General features: G+C 66.0%; 19 protein-coding genes. 13 read left to right on the top strand and 6 right to left on the bottom strand.

Translation table 11 applies throughout. From position 1 onward, the window contains the following. Window positions 1–109 precede the first annotated feature (109 nt). The 5 genes from ABQF30_RS04335 to ABQF30_RS04315 all read left to right on the top strand — a co-directional run bounded on the left by ABQF30_RS04335 (window position 110) and on the right by ABQF30_RS04315 (window position 4223). Window positions 110–970: a hypothetical protein gene (locus tag ABQF30_RS04335; RefSeq protein WP_448461380.1), complete on the top strand. Its 861-nt coding sequence runs from the start codon at window positions 110–112 to the stop codon at window positions 968–970. 199 nt (window positions 971–1169) lie between these two features. Continuing rightward, window positions 1170–2798, top strand: a complete 1629-nt coding sequence (locus tag ABQF30_RS04330) for an acyl-CoA carboxylase subunit beta (protein WP_448461379.1) — start codon at window positions 1170–1172, stop codon at window positions 2796–2798. Continuing rightward, window positions 2795–3043 (top strand): acyl-CoA carboxylase subunit epsilon, encoded by a 249-nt coding sequence (locus ABQF30_RS04325; protein WP_448461377.1) that lies wholly within the window; start codon window positions 2795–2797, stop codon window positions 3041–3043. The genes ABQF30_RS04330 and ABQF30_RS04325 overlap by 4 nt, the downstream gene beginning before the upstream one ends. Window positions 3044–3047: 4 nt before the next feature. After that, entirely contained in the window at window positions 3048–3686 is a 639-nt protein-coding gene (locus tag ABQF30_RS04320) for a Maf family protein (RefSeq protein ID WP_448461375.1), read from the top strand. A gap of 87 nt (window positions 3687–3773) precedes the next feature. Continuing rightward, window positions 3774–4223 carry an FHA domain-containing protein gene (locus ABQF30_RS04315; RefSeq protein ID WP_448461373.1) on the top strand — a complete coding sequence of 150 codons (450 nt, stop codon included), beginning with the start codon at window positions 3774–3776 and terminating at the stop codon, window positions 4221–4223. 38 nt (window positions 4224–4261) lie between these two features. Here ABQF30_RS04315 and ABQF30_RS04310 read toward each other — a convergent pair whose 3' ends face one another. Beyond that, window positions 4262–5101 carry an SDR family oxidoreductase gene (locus ABQF30_RS04310; protein WP_448461371.1) on the bottom strand — a complete coding sequence of 280 codons (840 nt, stop codon included), beginning with the start codon at window positions 5099–5101 and terminating at the stop codon, window positions 4262–4264. Window positions 5102–5268: 167 nt separating this feature from the next. Between ABQF30_RS04310 and ctaD the strand changes: the two genes are divergently transcribed. From ctaD to ABQF30_RS04290, 4 genes are all read left to right on the top strand, one after another. Further along, complete coding sequence (gene ctaD / locus ABQF30_RS04305) at window positions 5269–7008, top strand: aa3-type cytochrome oxidase subunit I (RefSeq protein ID WP_448461369.1); 1740 nt, start codon at window positions 5269–5271, stop codon at window positions 7006–7008. 95 nt (window positions 7009–7103) lie between these two features. Beyond that, window positions 7104–7331: a hypothetical protein gene (locus ABQF30_RS04300; RefSeq protein ID WP_448461368.1), complete on the top strand. Its 228-nt coding sequence runs from the start codon at window positions 7104–7106 to the stop codon at window positions 7329–7331. Window positions 7332–7382: 51 nt separating this feature from the next. Further along, window positions 7383–8270, top strand: coding sequence for a sulfurtransferase (locus ABQF30_RS04295; protein ID WP_448461367.1), 888 nt, complete (start codon window positions 7383–7385; stop codon window positions 8268–8270). A 2-nt stretch (window positions 8271–8272) separates the two neighbouring features. Beyond that, window positions 8273–8683 (top strand): SufE family protein, encoded by a 411-nt coding sequence (locus tag ABQF30_RS04290; RefSeq protein ID WP_448463429.1) that lies wholly within the window; start codon window positions 8273–8275, stop codon window positions 8681–8683. Here ABQF30_RS04290 and ABQF30_RS04285 read toward each other — a convergent pair whose 3' ends face one another. Both ABQF30_RS04285 and ABQF30_RS04280 read right to left on the bottom strand, forming a co-directional pair. After that, window positions 8684–9373 (bottom strand): hypothetical protein, encoded by a 690-nt coding sequence (locus ABQF30_RS04285; RefSeq protein WP_448461365.1) that lies wholly within the window; start codon window positions 9371–9373, stop codon window positions 8684–8686. It abuts the gene before it with no gap. 46 nt (window positions 9374–9419) lie between these two features. Continuing rightward, window positions 9420–9827, bottom strand: a complete 408-nt coding sequence (locus tag ABQF30_RS04280) for a DUF6199 family natural product biosynthesis protein (RefSeq protein WP_448461363.1) — start codon at window positions 9825–9827, stop codon at window positions 9420–9422. Between the two features lie 216 nt (window positions 9828–10043). On the opposite strand from ABQF30_RS04280, the gene ABQF30_RS04275 reads away from it, so the two are divergent. From ABQF30_RS04275 to ABQF30_RS04265, 3 genes are all read left to right on the top strand, one after another. Further along, the gene (locus ABQF30_RS04275; RefSeq protein WP_448461361.1) at window positions 10044–11840 is read left to right on the top strand and encodes an acetyl/propionyl/methylcrotonyl-CoA carboxylase subunit alpha; all 1797 of its coding nucleotides are present in this window, start codon (window positions 10044–10046) and stop codon (window positions 11838–11840) included. A 78-nt stretch (window positions 11841–11918) separates the two neighbouring features. Next, window positions 11919–12905 (top strand): malate dehydrogenase, encoded by a 987-nt coding sequence (locus ABQF30_RS04270; RefSeq protein WP_448461359.1) that lies wholly within the window; start codon window positions 11919–11921, stop codon window positions 12903–12905. A gap of 4 nt (window positions 12906–12909) precedes the next feature. Then, a complete protein-coding gene (locus ABQF30_RS04265) occupies window positions 12910–13266 on the top strand; it encodes a hypothetical protein (RefSeq protein ID WP_448461358.1) in 357 nt (118 codons plus the stop codon). Here the strand turns inward: ABQF30_RS04265 and ABQF30_RS04260 are convergent. Beyond that, complete coding sequence (locus ABQF30_RS04260; protein ID WP_448461356.1) at window positions 13256–13798, bottom strand: nucleotidyltransferase family protein; 543 nt, start codon at window positions 13796–13798, stop codon at window positions 13256–13258. The genes ABQF30_RS04265 and ABQF30_RS04260 overlap by 11 nt on opposite strands. Window positions 13799–14044: 246 nt before the next feature. Here ABQF30_RS04260 and ABQF30_RS04255 point away from each other — a divergent pair, with 246 nt between their 5' ends. Then, window positions 14045–14467, top strand: a complete 423-nt coding sequence (locus ABQF30_RS04255) for an STAS domain-containing protein (RefSeq protein ID WP_448461354.1) — start codon at window positions 14045–14047, stop codon at window positions 14465–14467. Here the strand turns inward: ABQF30_RS04255 and ABQF30_RS04250 are convergent. Then, window positions 14438–15160 carry an RNA polymerase sigma factor SigF gene (locus ABQF30_RS04250; protein ID WP_448463427.1) on the bottom strand — a complete coding sequence of 241 codons (723 nt, stop codon included), beginning with the start codon at window positions 15158–15160 and terminating at the stop codon, window positions 14438–14440. The genes ABQF30_RS04255 and ABQF30_RS04250 overlap by 30 nt on opposite strands. A 26-nt stretch (window positions 15161–15186) precedes the next feature. Continuing rightward, window positions 15187–15621, bottom strand: coding sequence for an ATP-binding protein (locus tag ABQF30_RS04245; RefSeq protein ID WP_448461352.1), 435 nt, complete (start codon window positions 15619–15621; stop codon window positions 15187–15189). Window positions 15622–15698: the final 77 nt, after the last annotated feature.

Genomic DNA, 15698 nt, shown 5'->3' with positions numbered 1-15698 from the left:
ACCTGCACATTCGACACAGCGTCCCCGACCGGACCTACTGTGCTTGCGCCTGTGGATAACCACCGTCTGAGAGAGGCGAATTGTCGGCAGACCTGCCGATGCTGGCCCCGTGAACAAACAGCCCTTCCTCGGTAGCGACGCGATACAGACCGGGCTGCTCACCGCCCACGAACTGCGTACGGAATATCGGGCAGTGTTCCGCAATGTCTATCTGGCCAATGAGGTCGCACTGACCCCGGCATTGCGGGCGAGGGCAGCATCGCTGTTCGCCGGTCCCGACGCAGTTCTGAGCGGTATATCGGCTGCGGCAATGTATGGCACCAAGTGGCTGGACTTCAATGCGCCGGCCGAGGTCGTACGCACCAATCGTCACGCACCGGACGGGCTCCGAGTGCACTCGTATGCCCTTGCACCAGAAGATGTTCGCGAGTACCGCGGGATGCGGGTCACCACCGTCGCCCGGACAGCGTTTGATCTCGGCCGGTTATTGCCGTTCACCGAAGCAGTGCCGATCCTGGATGCGTTGATGAACACGACCGCACTTGATCCGGAGGAGGTGTGGGTACTGGTCGAGGCAAATCCAGGGATTCGAGGTATCGACCGCCTGCGGACATCCCTGGCAGAGGCCGACGCAGGTGCCGAATCGCCGCTCGAGACGCAAGTTCGACTCCTGCTGTCCTGGACGGGCACACCGGGACTCGAAACCCAGATCCCGTTGTACGACCAGTGGGGCTTGGCCTGGACGCGAGTGGCCATGGGCTGGCGTCGCTGGAAGGTGGCGGTCGAGTGCGACGAGGAGCAGGATTCTCCGGGGTCTCGAACATGGGTGCACTCGCATACGGCGGAACTGGAATCGCACGGCTGGGCCGTTGTGTGGGTTACCGAGGCGATGCTGTCCAGTCACACGACCATCGTGACGCGGGTGTGGGAGAAGTTGAAGGCCGCACAGCGGCGCGAACGAGCTTGTTGAGTTGCCCTGGGCCGGTGGTGGTCCACTGCCCTGTGACGACTGTGCAGGCTTTCGCGGTAGATCCGCGAAACTGCGACGGGAACGTACACATTCGACACAGCGCCTGGCACCCCACACGACCGGGGAGGCAGGAACCGTGACGCGCGCCACGCCCACCTCTCTTAGACCAGTCTTAGGGTTACCGATAGCATCGTGACCCATGACGAGCGTTACCGAGCCGTCCGCCGAGCACCAGGTGGACATCCACACCACTGCAGGCAAGCTGGCCGATCTCAAGAGGCGGGCCGAGGAGACGCTCCATCCCGTCGGCGAAGCCGCTGTGGAGAAGGTGCACGCCAAGGGCAAGCTGACGGCCCGTGAGCGCATCTACGCGCTGCTCGACGAGGGTTCGTTCGTCGAACTCGACGCGCTCGCCCGCCACCGCAGCACCAACTTCGGGCTGGAGGCCAACCGCCCGCTGGGCGACGGCGTGGTGACCGGTTACGGCACCATCGACGGCCGCGACGTGTGCATCTTCAGCCAGGACGCCTCTGTGTTCGGCGGCAGCCTCGGCGAGGTGTACGGCGAGAAGATCGTCAAGGTGCAGGAGCTGGCCGTCAAGACCGGCCGCCCGCTGATCGGTATCAACGACGGCGCCGGTGCCCGCATCCAGGAGGGTGTGGTCTCGCTGGGGCTGTACAGCAAGATCTTCCGCAACAACATCCTGGCCTCGGGCGTGATCCCACAGATCTCGCTGATCATGGGCGCCGCGGCCGGCGGGCACGTCTACTCCCCCGCGCTCACCGACTTCGTCATCATGGTCGACGAGACCAGCCAGATGTTCATCACCGGCCCCGACGTCATCAAGACCGTCACCGGCGAGGACGTGACCATGGAGGAGTTGGGCGGCGCCCACACCCACATGGCCAAGTCGGGCACCGCGCACTACGTGGCTTCCGGCGAGCAGGACGCCTTCGACTACGTGCGCGACCTGCTGAGCTACCTGCCTCCCAACAACTACGCCGACCCGCCGCAGTACCCGGCCAACCCGGACCAGGGCGCGATCGAGGACAATCTCACCGAGGAGGACCTCGAGCTCGACACGCTGATCCCGGATTCGCCGAACCAGCCGTATGACATGCACGAGGTGATCACCCGCATCCTCGACGACGACGAGTTCCTCGAGGTGCAGGCCGGCTACGCGCAGAACATCGTCATCGGCTTCGGCCGCGTCGACGGCCGCCCGGTGGGCATCGTGGCCAACCAGCCCACCCAGTTCGCCGGCTGCCTGGACATCAACGCCTCGGAGAAGGCCGCCCGGTTCGTGCGGACCTGCGACTGCTTCAACATCCCGATCGTCATGCTCGTCGACGTCCCGGGCTTCCTGCCTGGCACCGACCAGGAGTACAACGGCATCATCCGCCGCGGCGCCAAGCTGCTCTACGCCTACGGCGAGGCCACCGTCGCCAAGATCACCGTCATCACCCGCAAGGCCTACGGCGGCGCGTACTGCGTGATGGGGTCCAAGGACATGGGCTGCGACGTCAACGTGGCATGGCCGACGGCGCAGATCGCGGTGATGGGCGCCTCGGGCGCGGTCGGCTTCGTCTACCGCTCCGAGCTCAAGAAGGCCGCGGCGGAGGGCGAGGACGTCGACGCGCTGCGCCTGGAGCTGCAGCAGACCTACGAGGACACCCTGGTCAACCCGTACATCGCGGCCGAGCGGGGTTACGTCGACGCGGTCATCCCGCCGTCGCACACCCGCGGCTACGTGGCGACCGCCCTGCGGCTGCTGGAGCGCAAGATCGTGCAGACGCCGCCGAAGAAGCACGGGAACATTCCACTGTGAGCGGGGCGAACGAGGTGGACGTGGCCAAGCAAGACCACGATGCCCACATCAAGGTGCTGCGCGGTAACCCGAGCGACGCGGAGATGGCCGCGCTGATGGCCATCCTGGGCACAGCGGGCGGCGGCGCGGTCGAGCCCGCGGTACGGGAACGCAATCCGTGGGGCCACCCGGTGGACAAGCTCCGCTACGCGTATTCCAGCTGGCAGCGTGTCACGCTGTTGGAGCGCACGCACATGCGGCGCTAGCCGGATGACCCGGGTTGTCCTGGGTTCGGCATCGTCGGGCCGGCTGGGCGTGTTGCGCCAGGCCGGCATCGACCCACTCGTGGTCGTCTCGCACGTCGATGAAGACGCGATCATCGCGGCACACCCCGACGCGTCGCCTGCTGATGTCGTCACGGTGCTGGCCTCGGCCAAAGCCGACGAGGTGGTGACGCGGTTACCGGATCCGGTCGCCGCGGACGCCGTGGTCATTGGCTGTGACTCGATGCTGTTGTTGGACAGACGGCTGTGCGGCAAGCCGGGCTCCGCCGAAGCCGCGCAGCGCCAATGGCAGTCGATGGCAGGCCGCTCCGGCGAGCTGCACACCGGGCATTGCGTGATCCGCCTACGGGACGGTGAACCCATCGGCCGGGCCGCCGAATCAGCAAGCACCACAGTTTATTTCGGTACGCCCACCACCGCCGACCTGGCCGCCTACGTGGGCTCCGGCGAACCGCTCTGGGTGGCAGGCGGATTCACTCTCGACGGTCTCGGCGGCTGGTTCGTCGACCGCATTGAAGGTGACCCGTCAAATGTCATCGGGCTGAGCCTGCCGCTGCTACGGCGGATGCTGGCATCGGTCGGGATCGACATCGCCACGCTTTGGAGCTCCAGCGCACAGTCCTGACGGACCAATCAGGTTTGCGGCATGCCGACTCGGGATAATCGGTGTACCAGCTAGAGGGTTGCGCCCAGCCAGCCGGGAGGAGCAGCGATGACCGACATGGACAACCAGCACGCATCTGGCGAAGCCAATGCGGACAACACATCGATGCTGACCCGCGCCCAGCTCCTCAACGAGCCCGACGCGGCTTCTCCGCCCGATGCCTCCACGCTGGAAAATCTGTCGCCGGGTTCGGCATTGCTGGTGGTGAAACGCGGCCCCAATGCCGGGTGCCAGTTCCGCCTGGACAAACCGGTCGCATCCGCAGGCCGCCATCCTGACAGCGATATTTTCCTCGACGAGATCACGGTGAGCCGCAAGCATGCCGAATTCCGTTGGGAGAACGACGAAGTCCGTGTTGTGGACCTCGGCAGCCTCAACGGCGTATACGTCAACCGGGAGCGCGTGGCTTCGACCACACTGCTCAACGGCGACGAGCTGCAACTCGGCAAGTTCAGACTGGTATTCGTCACCCGGCCACTGACCAGCGTCGGCCGCTAACGTGGCCGGCGCCATCGCGGCAGGGTCGGAGGCCGATCTCAAAGAATCGGCCGCCCTCCGGTGACGGCCACCCGCGCTCCCGTCACATAGCTGCCCTCGTCGGACGCCAGCATCACGTAGACCGGCGCCAACTCCACGGGCTGGCCCGCACGGCCCAACGGGGTATCGTCACCGAACGACTTCACCTTCTCCGCGGGCATGGTTGACGGGATGAGCGGTGTCCAGATCGGGCCGGGCGCAACGCTGTTGACCCGAATCCCCTTCTCGCCCAGCATCTCGGCGAGGCTGGCCGAGAAGTTGGCGATCGCCGCCTTCGTCGCCGCGTATGGCGCGAGGGTGGGGTTGGGCATGTCCGAATTGACCGACGAGCTGCCGATGATCGCCGACCCGGACCCCAAGTGCGGCAACGCCGCCTTGACGAGATGAAAGTAGGCCCCGACGTTGAGTTTGAAGGTGTAGTCCCACTCCTCGTCGCTGACCTCGTCAATGCTTTGGTGCGTCATCTGGAAGGCTGCGTTGCTGACGAGCACGTCGATGCCGCCGAGCTCGGCCACCGCTCGGTCGATGACTTCCCGGCAGTGTGTGGGTTCGGACAGGTCACCCGGGACCAGCACACATTTCCGGCCCGCCTCCTCCACATATTTTTTGACGTCCTGCGCGTCGCCGTCTTCGTTGAGGTATGCGATCAGAACGTCGGCGCCTTCGCGCGCGAACGCAATCGCAACCGCGCGTCCGATGCCACTGTCACCGCCGGTGATGACCGCCTTCTTGCCGGTCAGCCGGCCTGAACCCTGGTAACTGGTTTCGCCGCAGTCGGGCACCGGCTCCATGTCGGCCTGAATTCCGGGCGGGGTCTGCTGTTGTTCGGGAAAGCTCATCAGGGGTCCTCACAGTCGACTCGGATATCCCCGGAATAACCCCAGTCCCGGAATGCAAACCTCTCTATGCGGGTCCGGTACCCGGCCATCAATCAATGTCGCGGTTTGAATTGTTCGATTTGCGGGCAAGCGCTTAAGCACATTTGTCGTGGACACCTGGAGATCCCATGGCTGCCGAAGCACCGCCTCTCACCGGACTACGCGTTGGTCGTCCATTCCCGCCCCGGATGGGCCCGACGGGCAATCTGGTCTACAAGCTGATCACCACCACCGATCACAAGCTGATCGGCATCATGTACGTCGTCGCCTGCTTCGCGTTCTTCTTCATCGGCGGGCTCATGGCACTGCTCATGCGCACCGAACTCACCACACCCGGCCTTCAGTTCCTGTCCAATGAGCAGTACAACCAGCTGTTCACCATGCACGGCACGGTGATGCTGCTGTTCTACGCCACGCCGATCGTGTTCGGATTCGCCAACCTCGTGCTGCCGCTGCAGATCGGGGCGCCTGACGTGGCGTTCCCGCGCCTCAACGCACTGTCGTTCTGGCTGTTCCTGTTCGGTGCGCTGATCGCGCTTGCCGGGTTTATCACCCCGGGCGGGGCGGCCGACTTCGGCTGGACGGCGTACTCGCCCTTGACTGACGCGATCCACTCCCCCGGCGCGGGCGGTGACCTTTGGATCCTTGGCCTGGCCGTCGGTGGTCTGGGCACCATCCTGGGCGGCGTCAACATGATCACCACGGTGGTGTGCATGCGCGCTCCGGGGATGACGATGTTCCGGATGCCGATCTTCACCTGGAACGTCCTGGTGACCTCGATCCTGGTGCTGATGGCGTTTCCGATCCTCACGGCCGCGCTGTTCGCCTTGGCAGCCGACCGTCACCTCGGCGCGCATATCTACGACCCGGCCACCGGCGGGACGATCCTGTGGCAGCACCTGTTCTGGTTCTTCGGCCATCCCGAGGTCTACATCGTGGCGCTGCCATTCTTCGGCATCATCACCGAAGTGATCCCGGTGTTCAGCCGCAAACCGATCTTCGGCTACACGCTGCTGGTCTATGCGACCATCACCATCGGCGCGCTGTCCGTGGTGGTTTGGGCGCACCACATGTTCGCGACCGGGGCCGTGCTGTTGCCGTTCTTCGCCTTCACCACCTACTTGATCGCGGTGCCGACGGGCATCAAGTTCTTCAACTGGATCGGCACGATGTGGAAGGGCCAGTTGACATTCGAGACACCCATGTTGTTCTCGGTCGGCTTTCTGGTCACGTTCCTGTTGGGCGGCCTCACCGGTGTGATGCTGGCCAGCCCGCCGTTGGACTTCCACGTCACCGACAGCTATTTCGTCGTCGCACACTTCCATTACGTGCTGTTCGGCACGATCGTGTTCGCCACCTACGCGGGCATCTACTTCTGGTTCCCGAAGATGACCGGGCGGTTGTTGGACGAGCGGCTCGGCAAGCTCAATTTCTGGTTGACGTTCATCGGCTTCCACACCACGTTCCTGGTGCAGCACTGGTTGGGCAACGAGGGCATGCCACGTCGTTACGCCGACTACCTGTCCACCGATGGATTCACCATCTTGAATATCGTCTCGACGATCGGCGCCTTCATCCTCGGTCTGTCGGTGCTGCCGTTCGCCTGGAATGTGTTCAAGAGCTGGCGCTACGGCGAGCCGGTGACCGTCGACGATCCGTGGGGTTACGGCAATTCGCTGGAGTGGGCCACCAGTTGCCCGCCGCCGCGGCACAACTTCACCGAACTCCCGCGCATCCGGTCCGAGCGCCCGGCGTTCGAGCTGCACTACCCGCACATGGTCGAGCGGATGCGCACCGAAGCCCACGTCGGCCGTGGTCCCGAAAAGGACCACAGTGTGGCGGTACACGGGACTGGATCGCCGGCGTGACGGCCGGGCGCAGTGACCAAATTGCAACCAATTTAGGCGACGGCGCGCCGTCGGCAAACACCCAAGTCGTGTGATCACAGGTCGACACTGGGCCGATGCCAATCGAAGAAACCATGTGGGATGTGCGTGTGGCACGCGACATCGAAACCTATGACCTGGAGCGGCTGCGCGCCGCATTCGCCGAGATCATCGCCAAGCGACTGGCACCGGGGAAGCACCTGCTGCGGGTTGTGACGTGGTGTCAGGACGGCGGTTCCCTGTTCCGCACCAAATCCGGCCCGCGCCGTTACGCAGTGGCCTACGAGGTAGCTTTCACCGCTTAACTCAGCGCACTGCCAACCTGCAGTTTCACCTCCGGCGGTAGGCTCAATGTTGTGCCGCTGCCTGCAGACCCCAGCCCCACTCTCACCGACTACGCCCACCCGGAACGCTTGGTCACCGCCGACTGGCTGGCCAGCAACCTGGGTCGCCCCGGGCTCGCCATCGTCGAGTCCGATGAAGACGTCCTGCTCTACGACACCGGCCACATCCCCGGCGCGGTGAAGATCGACTGGCACACCGACCTCAACGATCCGCATGTCCGCGACTACATCAATGGTGAGCAGTTCGCCGAGTTGATGGACCGCAAGGGCATCGGCCGCGACGACACCGTGGTCATCTACGGAGACAAGAGCAACTGGTGGGCCGCCTACGCGCTGTGGGTGTTCACCCTCTTCGGCCACCCCGACGTCCGGCTGCTCGACGGCGGCCGCGACCTGTGGGTCTCCAACGGCCGTGACACCACCCTGGACGTGCCCAACAAGCGCACCAGCGGCTACCCGGTGGTCGAGCGGCACGATGCGCCGATCCGCGCCTTCAAGGAAGACGTGCTTGGCATCCTCGGCGGTCAGCCGTTGATCGATGTGCGGTCCCCGCAGGAGTACACCGGCGAACGCACCCATATGCCGGACTACCCGGAGGAGGGCGCGCTGCGCGGCGGCCACATCCCCACCGCCCGGTCGATCCCGTGGGCCAAGGCCGCCAAAGACAGTGGCCAATTCCGCAGCCGCGCCGAGCTTGAGGAGTTGTACGGATTCCTCGGTCCCGATGACAAGACGGTTGTCTACTGCCGCATCGGCGAGCGCTCCAGCCACACCTGGTTCGTGCTCACCCATCTGCTGGGTCTGCCCGGTGTGCGCAATTACGACGGTTCCTGGACCGAGTGGGGCAATGCCGTGCGCGTGCCCGTCGCGGTCGGTCCCGATCCGGGTGCGGCGCCGTGACCATGCCGGCCGCTCTGGCGGAGGTGATCTCGGACTTCGGTGAGGTGGCCGGTCAGGACAAGCTGCAGCTGTTGTTGGAGTTCGCAAACGACTTGCCGCCGTTGCCTTCTCACCTCGAAGAGGCGGCGATGGAGCCTGTTCCGGAATGCCAGTCGCCGTTGTTCCTCGACGTCGACGCATCCAATCGCGACAAGGTGCGGCTGTACTTCAGCGCGCCGCCGGAAGCGCCGACGACGCGAGGTTTCGCCGCGATCCTGGCCGCCGGGCTCGACGGGCAGCCCGCCGACGACATCTTGGCGGTGCCCGACGATTTCTACACCGATCTGGGCCTGGCCGCGTTGATCAGCCCGCTGCGACTGCGCGGGATGTCGGCCATGTTGACCCGGATCAAGCGGCGCGTGCGCGCGGCCTGATCAGCGCCGCGGCACCCGATTGCCCGGCGCGGCACCGGCAATCCCGGCACCTGCCTCGTCCGCAATCGGACCATCGGTGAGAATCGTTGTGCTGTCGGTGATTTCACCCCATCGGCTGGTCATCACCCGCATCCCCGAGCCACCGGCCCGGCAGTGCGCATCGTCTTCGTCATCGTGTGGCCCGCCGGCGTCGGACCAACGCAGCCCCACGTTGACGGTCACGGTGTCGGTGCCCAAGCCGGACACCGCAGGTGCCACCTGACAGCCGCCAGACGGACGGCTCGAAGAAGAACCCCCATCGTCGACGCGGACGCCGTTCGGGACGAGATAGGAAACCTCCAGGTATTGCCCGCGGTCATCGACGGTGTCGATCGCGTAGCCCACGATCGGCAGCACACCACGGTCTGACACGGCCGGAACGGAGCCGTCGGCGTTGGGCACTTCGGCAAGCTCAGGAACTATGTTGCCGACGGCCGCAGCCACCTCAGTGCCGTCTTCGGTAAGAATCGGCCCGTTCGTGGTGATCACCGGGGCTGCCAGGAACGGGCCCAGAGATTCCCGTTCCATCTTGTGTCCACGGTCAACCCGGCAGCCATCATTCTGATCCATGTCGCCTAGGCGCGTCGGTGCCCAGGACAGCTCGACCGTGACGTCGAGGCGCCCGTCATCACCGGGTGTTTCCGTCGGCACCGACGCACAGGGATAAGTGAACCGTTCGGCCAACCGCCGGACATAGTTAAGGCACCGACCGGGACGGAGCCGTGTAATACAAGTCGACAGAGACGCCCTTGGGCGCGTGCCTGACGACGTAACCGATCACCGGCAGCAACCCACGGATCTCAGCGGGCGGCCGCTCGAAGGCCGCCTCGGCCTCTTCAGCGGCGCGCTTGCGCTCTGCCGCCTCCGCTGCCGCGGCAGCCTTGTTGCGATCGTCGGCGATGAGCACGCCACCGAACCCGAGTGCGAAGACGACCAGCAGCACACCGCCGGCCCGAGTCATCACGTAAGACAGCTCACTGGGTTCGTTGGCTTCCGGATTCCGAAACTTCCAGGACTGGGTAGCCCACCAGATTCCACGCGGGGCGGCCGCCATAACCCCGCCGAGCAACACACCGACAACGATGATGAGAATCCCCGCACCCACGCGGTCAACCGTAAGTCACTCAGGCCCTGTCGAGATGCGGCAATATTGCCTGCCAAGTGGGTCGTCGACGCGCGACTTCCGTCACCGACCGATGCCGACCCGTGAAACTTACCGGCCGGTAACCGACACCGGTGGGGCGAGCCTCAAGGTGCGGCGCATAAACTGCCCGCGATAGATTCTTAAAGACGTTTCTTAGAGAACTGCCGAGGAGGCACCGTGGCCAACCACGCCAGCTCAAAGATCTCCAAGGTGCTGGTCGCCAATCGCGGGGAGATCGCGGTACGGGTGATCCGTGCCGCCAAGGATGCGGGACTGGCCAGCGTGGCCGTGTACGCCGAGCCCGACGCTGACGCACCGCACGTGCGGCTCGCCGATGAGGCGTTCGCACTGGGCGGCCAGACCTCCGCCGAGTCTTACCTGGTGTTCGAGAAGATCCTGGACGCCGCGGCGAAGTCCGGAGCCAACGCCATCCACCCCGGCTACGGCTTCCTTTCGGAGAACGCCGACTTCGCCCAGGCCGTGCTCGACGCGGGGCTGATCTGGATCGGGCCCAGCCCGCAGTCCATCCGCGACCTCGGCGACAAGGTCACCGCCCGTCACATCGCCGCCCGAGCCAAGGCGCCGCTGGTGCCGGGCACCTCAGATCCGGTGAAGGATGCCGACGAGGTCGTCGCGTTCGCCAAGGAGTACGGCGTGCCCGTCGCGATCAAGGCCGCTTTCGGTGGCGGCGGTCGCGGAATGAAGGTCGCGCGCACCATCGAGGAGATCCCCGAGCTGTTCGACTCGGCCACGCGTGAGGCCGTCGCCGCGTTCGGCCGTGGGGAGTGCTTCGTCGAGCGCTACCTGGACAAGCCGCGCCACGTCGAGGCCCAGGTCATCGCCGACCAGCACGGCAACGTCGTCGTCGCAGGCACCCGCGACTGCTCGCTGCAGCGCCGCTTCCAGAAGCTCGTCGAGGAGGCCCCGGCCCCGTTCCTGACCGACGCGCAGCGCAAGGAGATCCACGAGTCCGCCAAGCGGATCTGCAAGGAAGCCCACTACTACGGCGCCGGCACGGTCGAGTACCTGGTCGGCCAGGACGGCCTGATCTCGTTCCTCGAGGTCAACACCCGCCTGCAGGTGGAGCATCCGGTCACCGAGGAGACCTCGGGCATCGACCTGGTGCGTCAGCAGTTCCGTATCGCCAACGGCGAGGCCCTCGACATCACCGAGGACCCCACCCCGCGTGGCCACTCCATCGAGTTCCGCATCAACGGCGAGGACGCCGGCCGCGGCTTCCTGCCCGCCCCCGGCCCGGTCAGCAAGTTCGAGCCGCCGACCGGTCCCGGCGTGCGCCTGGACTCCGGTGTGGAGACCGGCTCGGTCATCGGCGGCCAGTTCGATTCGATGCTGGCCAAGTTGATCGTCACCGGCGCCACCCGCGCCGAGGCACTGGACCGCTCCCGCCGTGCGCTGGCGGAGTTCAACGTCGAGGGCCTGGCCACCGTCATCCCGTTCCACCGCGCCGTGGTCTCCGATCCCGCCTTCATCGGCGATGAGGACGGCTTCACCGTGCACACCCGCTGGATCGAGACCGAGTGGGACAACACCGTCGAGCCGTTCACCGGTGGCGACCCGATCGAGGAAGAAGACACCGTCCCGCGGCAGACCGTGGTCGTCGAGGTCGGCGGACGCCGCCTCGAGGTGTCACTGCCCGGCGATCTGGCGCTCGGCGGCGGCGGTGGCGCGGCTGCCGGTGTGATCCGCAAGAAGCCCAAGCCCCGCAAGCGCGGCGGCGGCGGCGGTGCAGCGGCATCCGGTGACTCAGTCACCGCACCGATGCAGGGCACCGTGGTCAAGGTCGCCGTCGAAGAGGGTCAGGAAGTGGCCGCCGGCGACCTGGTGGTGGTGCTGGAGGCCATGAAGATGGAGAACCCGGTGACCGCCCACAAGGCAGGCACCATCACGGGTCTCGCAGTCGAGGCCGGGTCCGCCATCACCCAGGGCACCGTGATCGCCGAGATCAAAGACTAAGCGCCGACATTGCACACAGGGCTGTGATCCCGAACGGATCACAGCCCTGAGTGCATTCTCAAGGGCCAGAGGAGCCAGATGACCACTCCCAAAGTCGTCACCGTGACGGGCGCTGCCGGACAGATCGGTTACGCCGCGCTATTCCGGATCGGCGCGGGCGCGCTGCTCGGCCGCGATGTGCCGGTGACGCTGCGGCTTTTGGAACTGCCTTCGGCCGTCAGAGCTGCCGAGGGCGTGGTGATGGAACTCGTCGACAGCGCGTTCGATCTGCTGACCGATGTCGAGATCCACGACGACCCGGTGCGCGCCTTCGACGGCGTCGACGTCGCGCTTCTGGTCGGCGCGAAGCCACGCTCCAAAGGCATGGAGCGGGCGGACCTGCTGGCCGCCAACGCCGCGATCTTCGCCGAGGCCGGCAAGGCGCTGAACGCCGGCGCGGGCAACGACGTTCGCATCGTGGTGGTGGGTAACCCCGCCAACACCAATGCCCTGGTGGCATCGGCGCACGCACCCGACATTCCGGCAGAACGGTTCACCGCCCTGACCCGGCTGGACCACAACCGGGCCGTCGCGGCCCTGGCCGCTCATGCCGGCGTCCACGTCACCGACGTGTCCCGCGTGACCGTGTGGGGTAACCACTCCCCGACCATGTATCCCGACATCTTCCACGCGGTCGTCGACGGCCGCCCCGGCGCCGACTACGCCGCGGATACCGATTGGCTGGCAACGGATTTCATTCCGACGGTGGCCAAACGGGGCACCGCGATCATCGAGGCGCGCGGCACGTCGTCGGCGGCGTCGGCGGCCAACGCCGCGATCGACCACGTCCGGGACTGGGTCGACGGCACCGACCCCGACGACTGGACGTCGGTGGCCTTGCCGTCCCCCGGCATCTACGGCATTCCCGAGGGGGCGGTGGCCTCGCTTCCGGTGCGTGCGGTCAATGGGGCGTGGCAGATCGTCGAGGGGCTCGACATCAACGGATTCTCCCGGGAGCGTATCGACGCGTCGGTGGCCGAGCTGCTCGACGAACGCGCGGCGGTCGCGCGATTGGGCCTGCTGTAAGAACATGGAACCCGTCGAAATCAATGCCGGCTCATGGTATTTGCGCGCCTTACGCGACGATGACCTGATCGATGACCGGCCCGCGCTGGCCGACCTCGGCGAGACCGATCCGGACTACGTGCTGCGGCGGGAAGCTCAGTGGGCGTCCGACACCTACTACTCCTGGGCGGTGTGCGAACCCACAACCGGTGAACTGCTCGCAGAGATCACGCTGGATCCGGTCGCCGCAACCATGCACACCAGGGCCCGACCGGGGCACACCGACGCCGCCACGATCGCCCAGATATCGGTGCGTCGCTTCGCAGGGGCGATGCTGGGGCTCACCGTCACGGCCGACGGTGAGAAACCCGTCACGGACTGACGTCGATATCGGCTCCGGTGGCCAGGTCGCTGCAGTCCACCGCGACGACGTCGGTGCGCCCCCGCAGGAACGGCCGGGCCCCTTCGTCACCGTGCAGAGACGCCAGCAGTGCGGGCCAGTGCCTGCGCGCGACGGCCACGGGATGCCCCGGCCGGCCGGCGTACACGGCCCGCGCCAGGCCGGAATCCGGCGCGGCGGCCAGGACCCGGCGCACCACGTCGGCGCCCACGTCGGGCGTGTCGACAAGGTGCAGCACCGCCAGGTCGGCCGCGCCGACGGCCGAGATTCCGGCGCGCAGCGAAGCCGAGAGCCCGTCGGCCCAGTCGGTGGCGATGACCGCGCGGGCCGGTGCGGGCACGTCGACCACTGCGGCGCCGAGCACCACCACCACGTCGTCACAACCGGCGTCAGCCAGCGCACGCACTGCGGCCCTCAACCACTCGCCCTGTTCGGCAAGCACTTTCGGCATTCCGAACCTGCTGCCGGCGCCGCCGGCGAGCACCACGCCGGCAACAGTGCTGGTGTTCGACATCCAAACAGTTTGACTCCTGTTAAGCATCCGGACGTTGACACCCCCCGATAAGATCGGCCCGCTGAGCTGGCACTATGAAAATCCGATTAAGCGGATTGTCGAGTGACCTTGATCGGCGTAATGTTCGAAACAGGTTGAGTTCACAGCCGCTGCGAGCGTCATCGACATCGCGGGCGGGGGGCTCCCGCCCCCGGTGAAAGACGTCGCCACAGCACGAATACACGTATTCCGTCTGATGGAGTCGCCATGTCTGTCCCTTCGTCGAAGGCACTGATCGATCGAGCCCACGGTCCCGCCGCAACCTTCGCCACCCGCTGGCTGACGCCCTCGATGGCGGTCATCAGTGCCTGCGGGGAGATCGACGCGGCCAACGCGCGCGATTTCACCGAGTACGCGCTGCGCCACACCGCCCACGCGGACCGATTCGTCCTGGACCTCACCGGAGTCGACTTCTTCGGTGCCGTCGGGCTTTCCACGTTGAAGGCGATCGGGGTCCGCTGTTCGGTCGGTGATGTCGACTGTGTCCTGGTTCCCAGCAAGGCGGTGTCGCGGCTGCTGCGCATCTGCGACCCGGAGTCCACGCCGCGCAGCTGCCCGACTGTCGCCGCCGCGCTGTCTACGCTGCGGGGGAAATCTCCGCTACTGCAGTTGGTCACGAAGCCGGGCTAGCGATTTCGCCAGCAGCCGCGACACGTGCATCTGCGAAATACCGACCCGCTCGGCGATCTGCGTCTGCGTCATGGACTCGAAAAACCGAAGCAGCAGCACCGTGCGTTCCCGTTCGGGTAGTGCAGCGAGCAACGGCCGCAGCGATTCCCGGTTCTCGATCTGATCCAGGCCCATGTCGACATCGCCAAGGGTGTCGACGATCGCCGGTGCATCCTCGTCGCCACCGCCGCCGCTGTCGATGGACAGGGTGTTGTACGAACTGCCGGCGATGAGGCCCTCAAGCACCTCGTCACGGTCCATGTCGAGTTCCGCGGCAAGTTCGGTGGCCGTGGGCGCACGCCCCAGCCGTTGCGACAGTTCTGCTGTGGCGGCCCCGAGACGCAGATGCAGCTCTTTGAGGCGCCGCGGCACCTTCACCGACCAACTGTTGTCGCGGAAATGCCGACGAACTTCGCCCATGATGGTCGGCACCGCGAAGGACACGAAGTCCGCGCCGGTGTCCACATCGAATCGGTTCACCGCGTTGACCAGGCCCACCCGCGCCACCTGAACCAGGTCTTCGCGGGGCTCACCGCGGCCGTCGAACCGGCGGGCGATGTGGTCGGCCAAGGGCAGGCACCGCTGGACGATCCGCTCCCGCTGCCGGTCGTACTCCGACGAGTCCACGGGGACTTCACGGAGCTCGCGGAACATGTCGAGAACATCCGCGTATTCCGATGTCACCTGAGCAGGCTCGCTCGCCTCGTGATCAGCGAGATGCCGAACACCTGGTCGTGGTCGGAGCTCTCGCCGTTGGTGAAGGTGTGCACCTCATCGGTCAGCGAACTCAATACGTGCCAGCTGAAACTGCCCGGCTCGACGATGTGGTCACCCCGGCAGTTGGTGGATGCCGAGATCACCACGTCGTCCTGACGGGGATCGATCAGCAGAACCAGCGTCGAGTCGGGCACGGCTGACCGGATCAGCGTGGTGCAGGCCTCGTCGACCGCAAGCCGTAGATCGGCCACCACGTCGAAATCGAGGTCTTCGAAGGTGGCGACGGCTGCGACCATGGTCCGCACCACGGCCAGATTCTCCAGCCTGGCGGCAACGCGTAGTTCTACCGCCCGCTCACTGCTGGCGGCCAGCTTTTCTTGGCCTGTTGCTTCGGCCATCTGATCTCCCGGCATTTCTGACAGACAGTACCTCAGGCGTTTTCTCCAGCTCACCGCAGCGCACCCGGGTCGCCGCG

Source organism: Mycolicibacterium sp. XJ870 (genome assembly GCF_053483975.1).
Note: the sequence above shows the minus strand (reverse complement) of the source record. Positions and strands in the feature narration are given on the sequence as shown.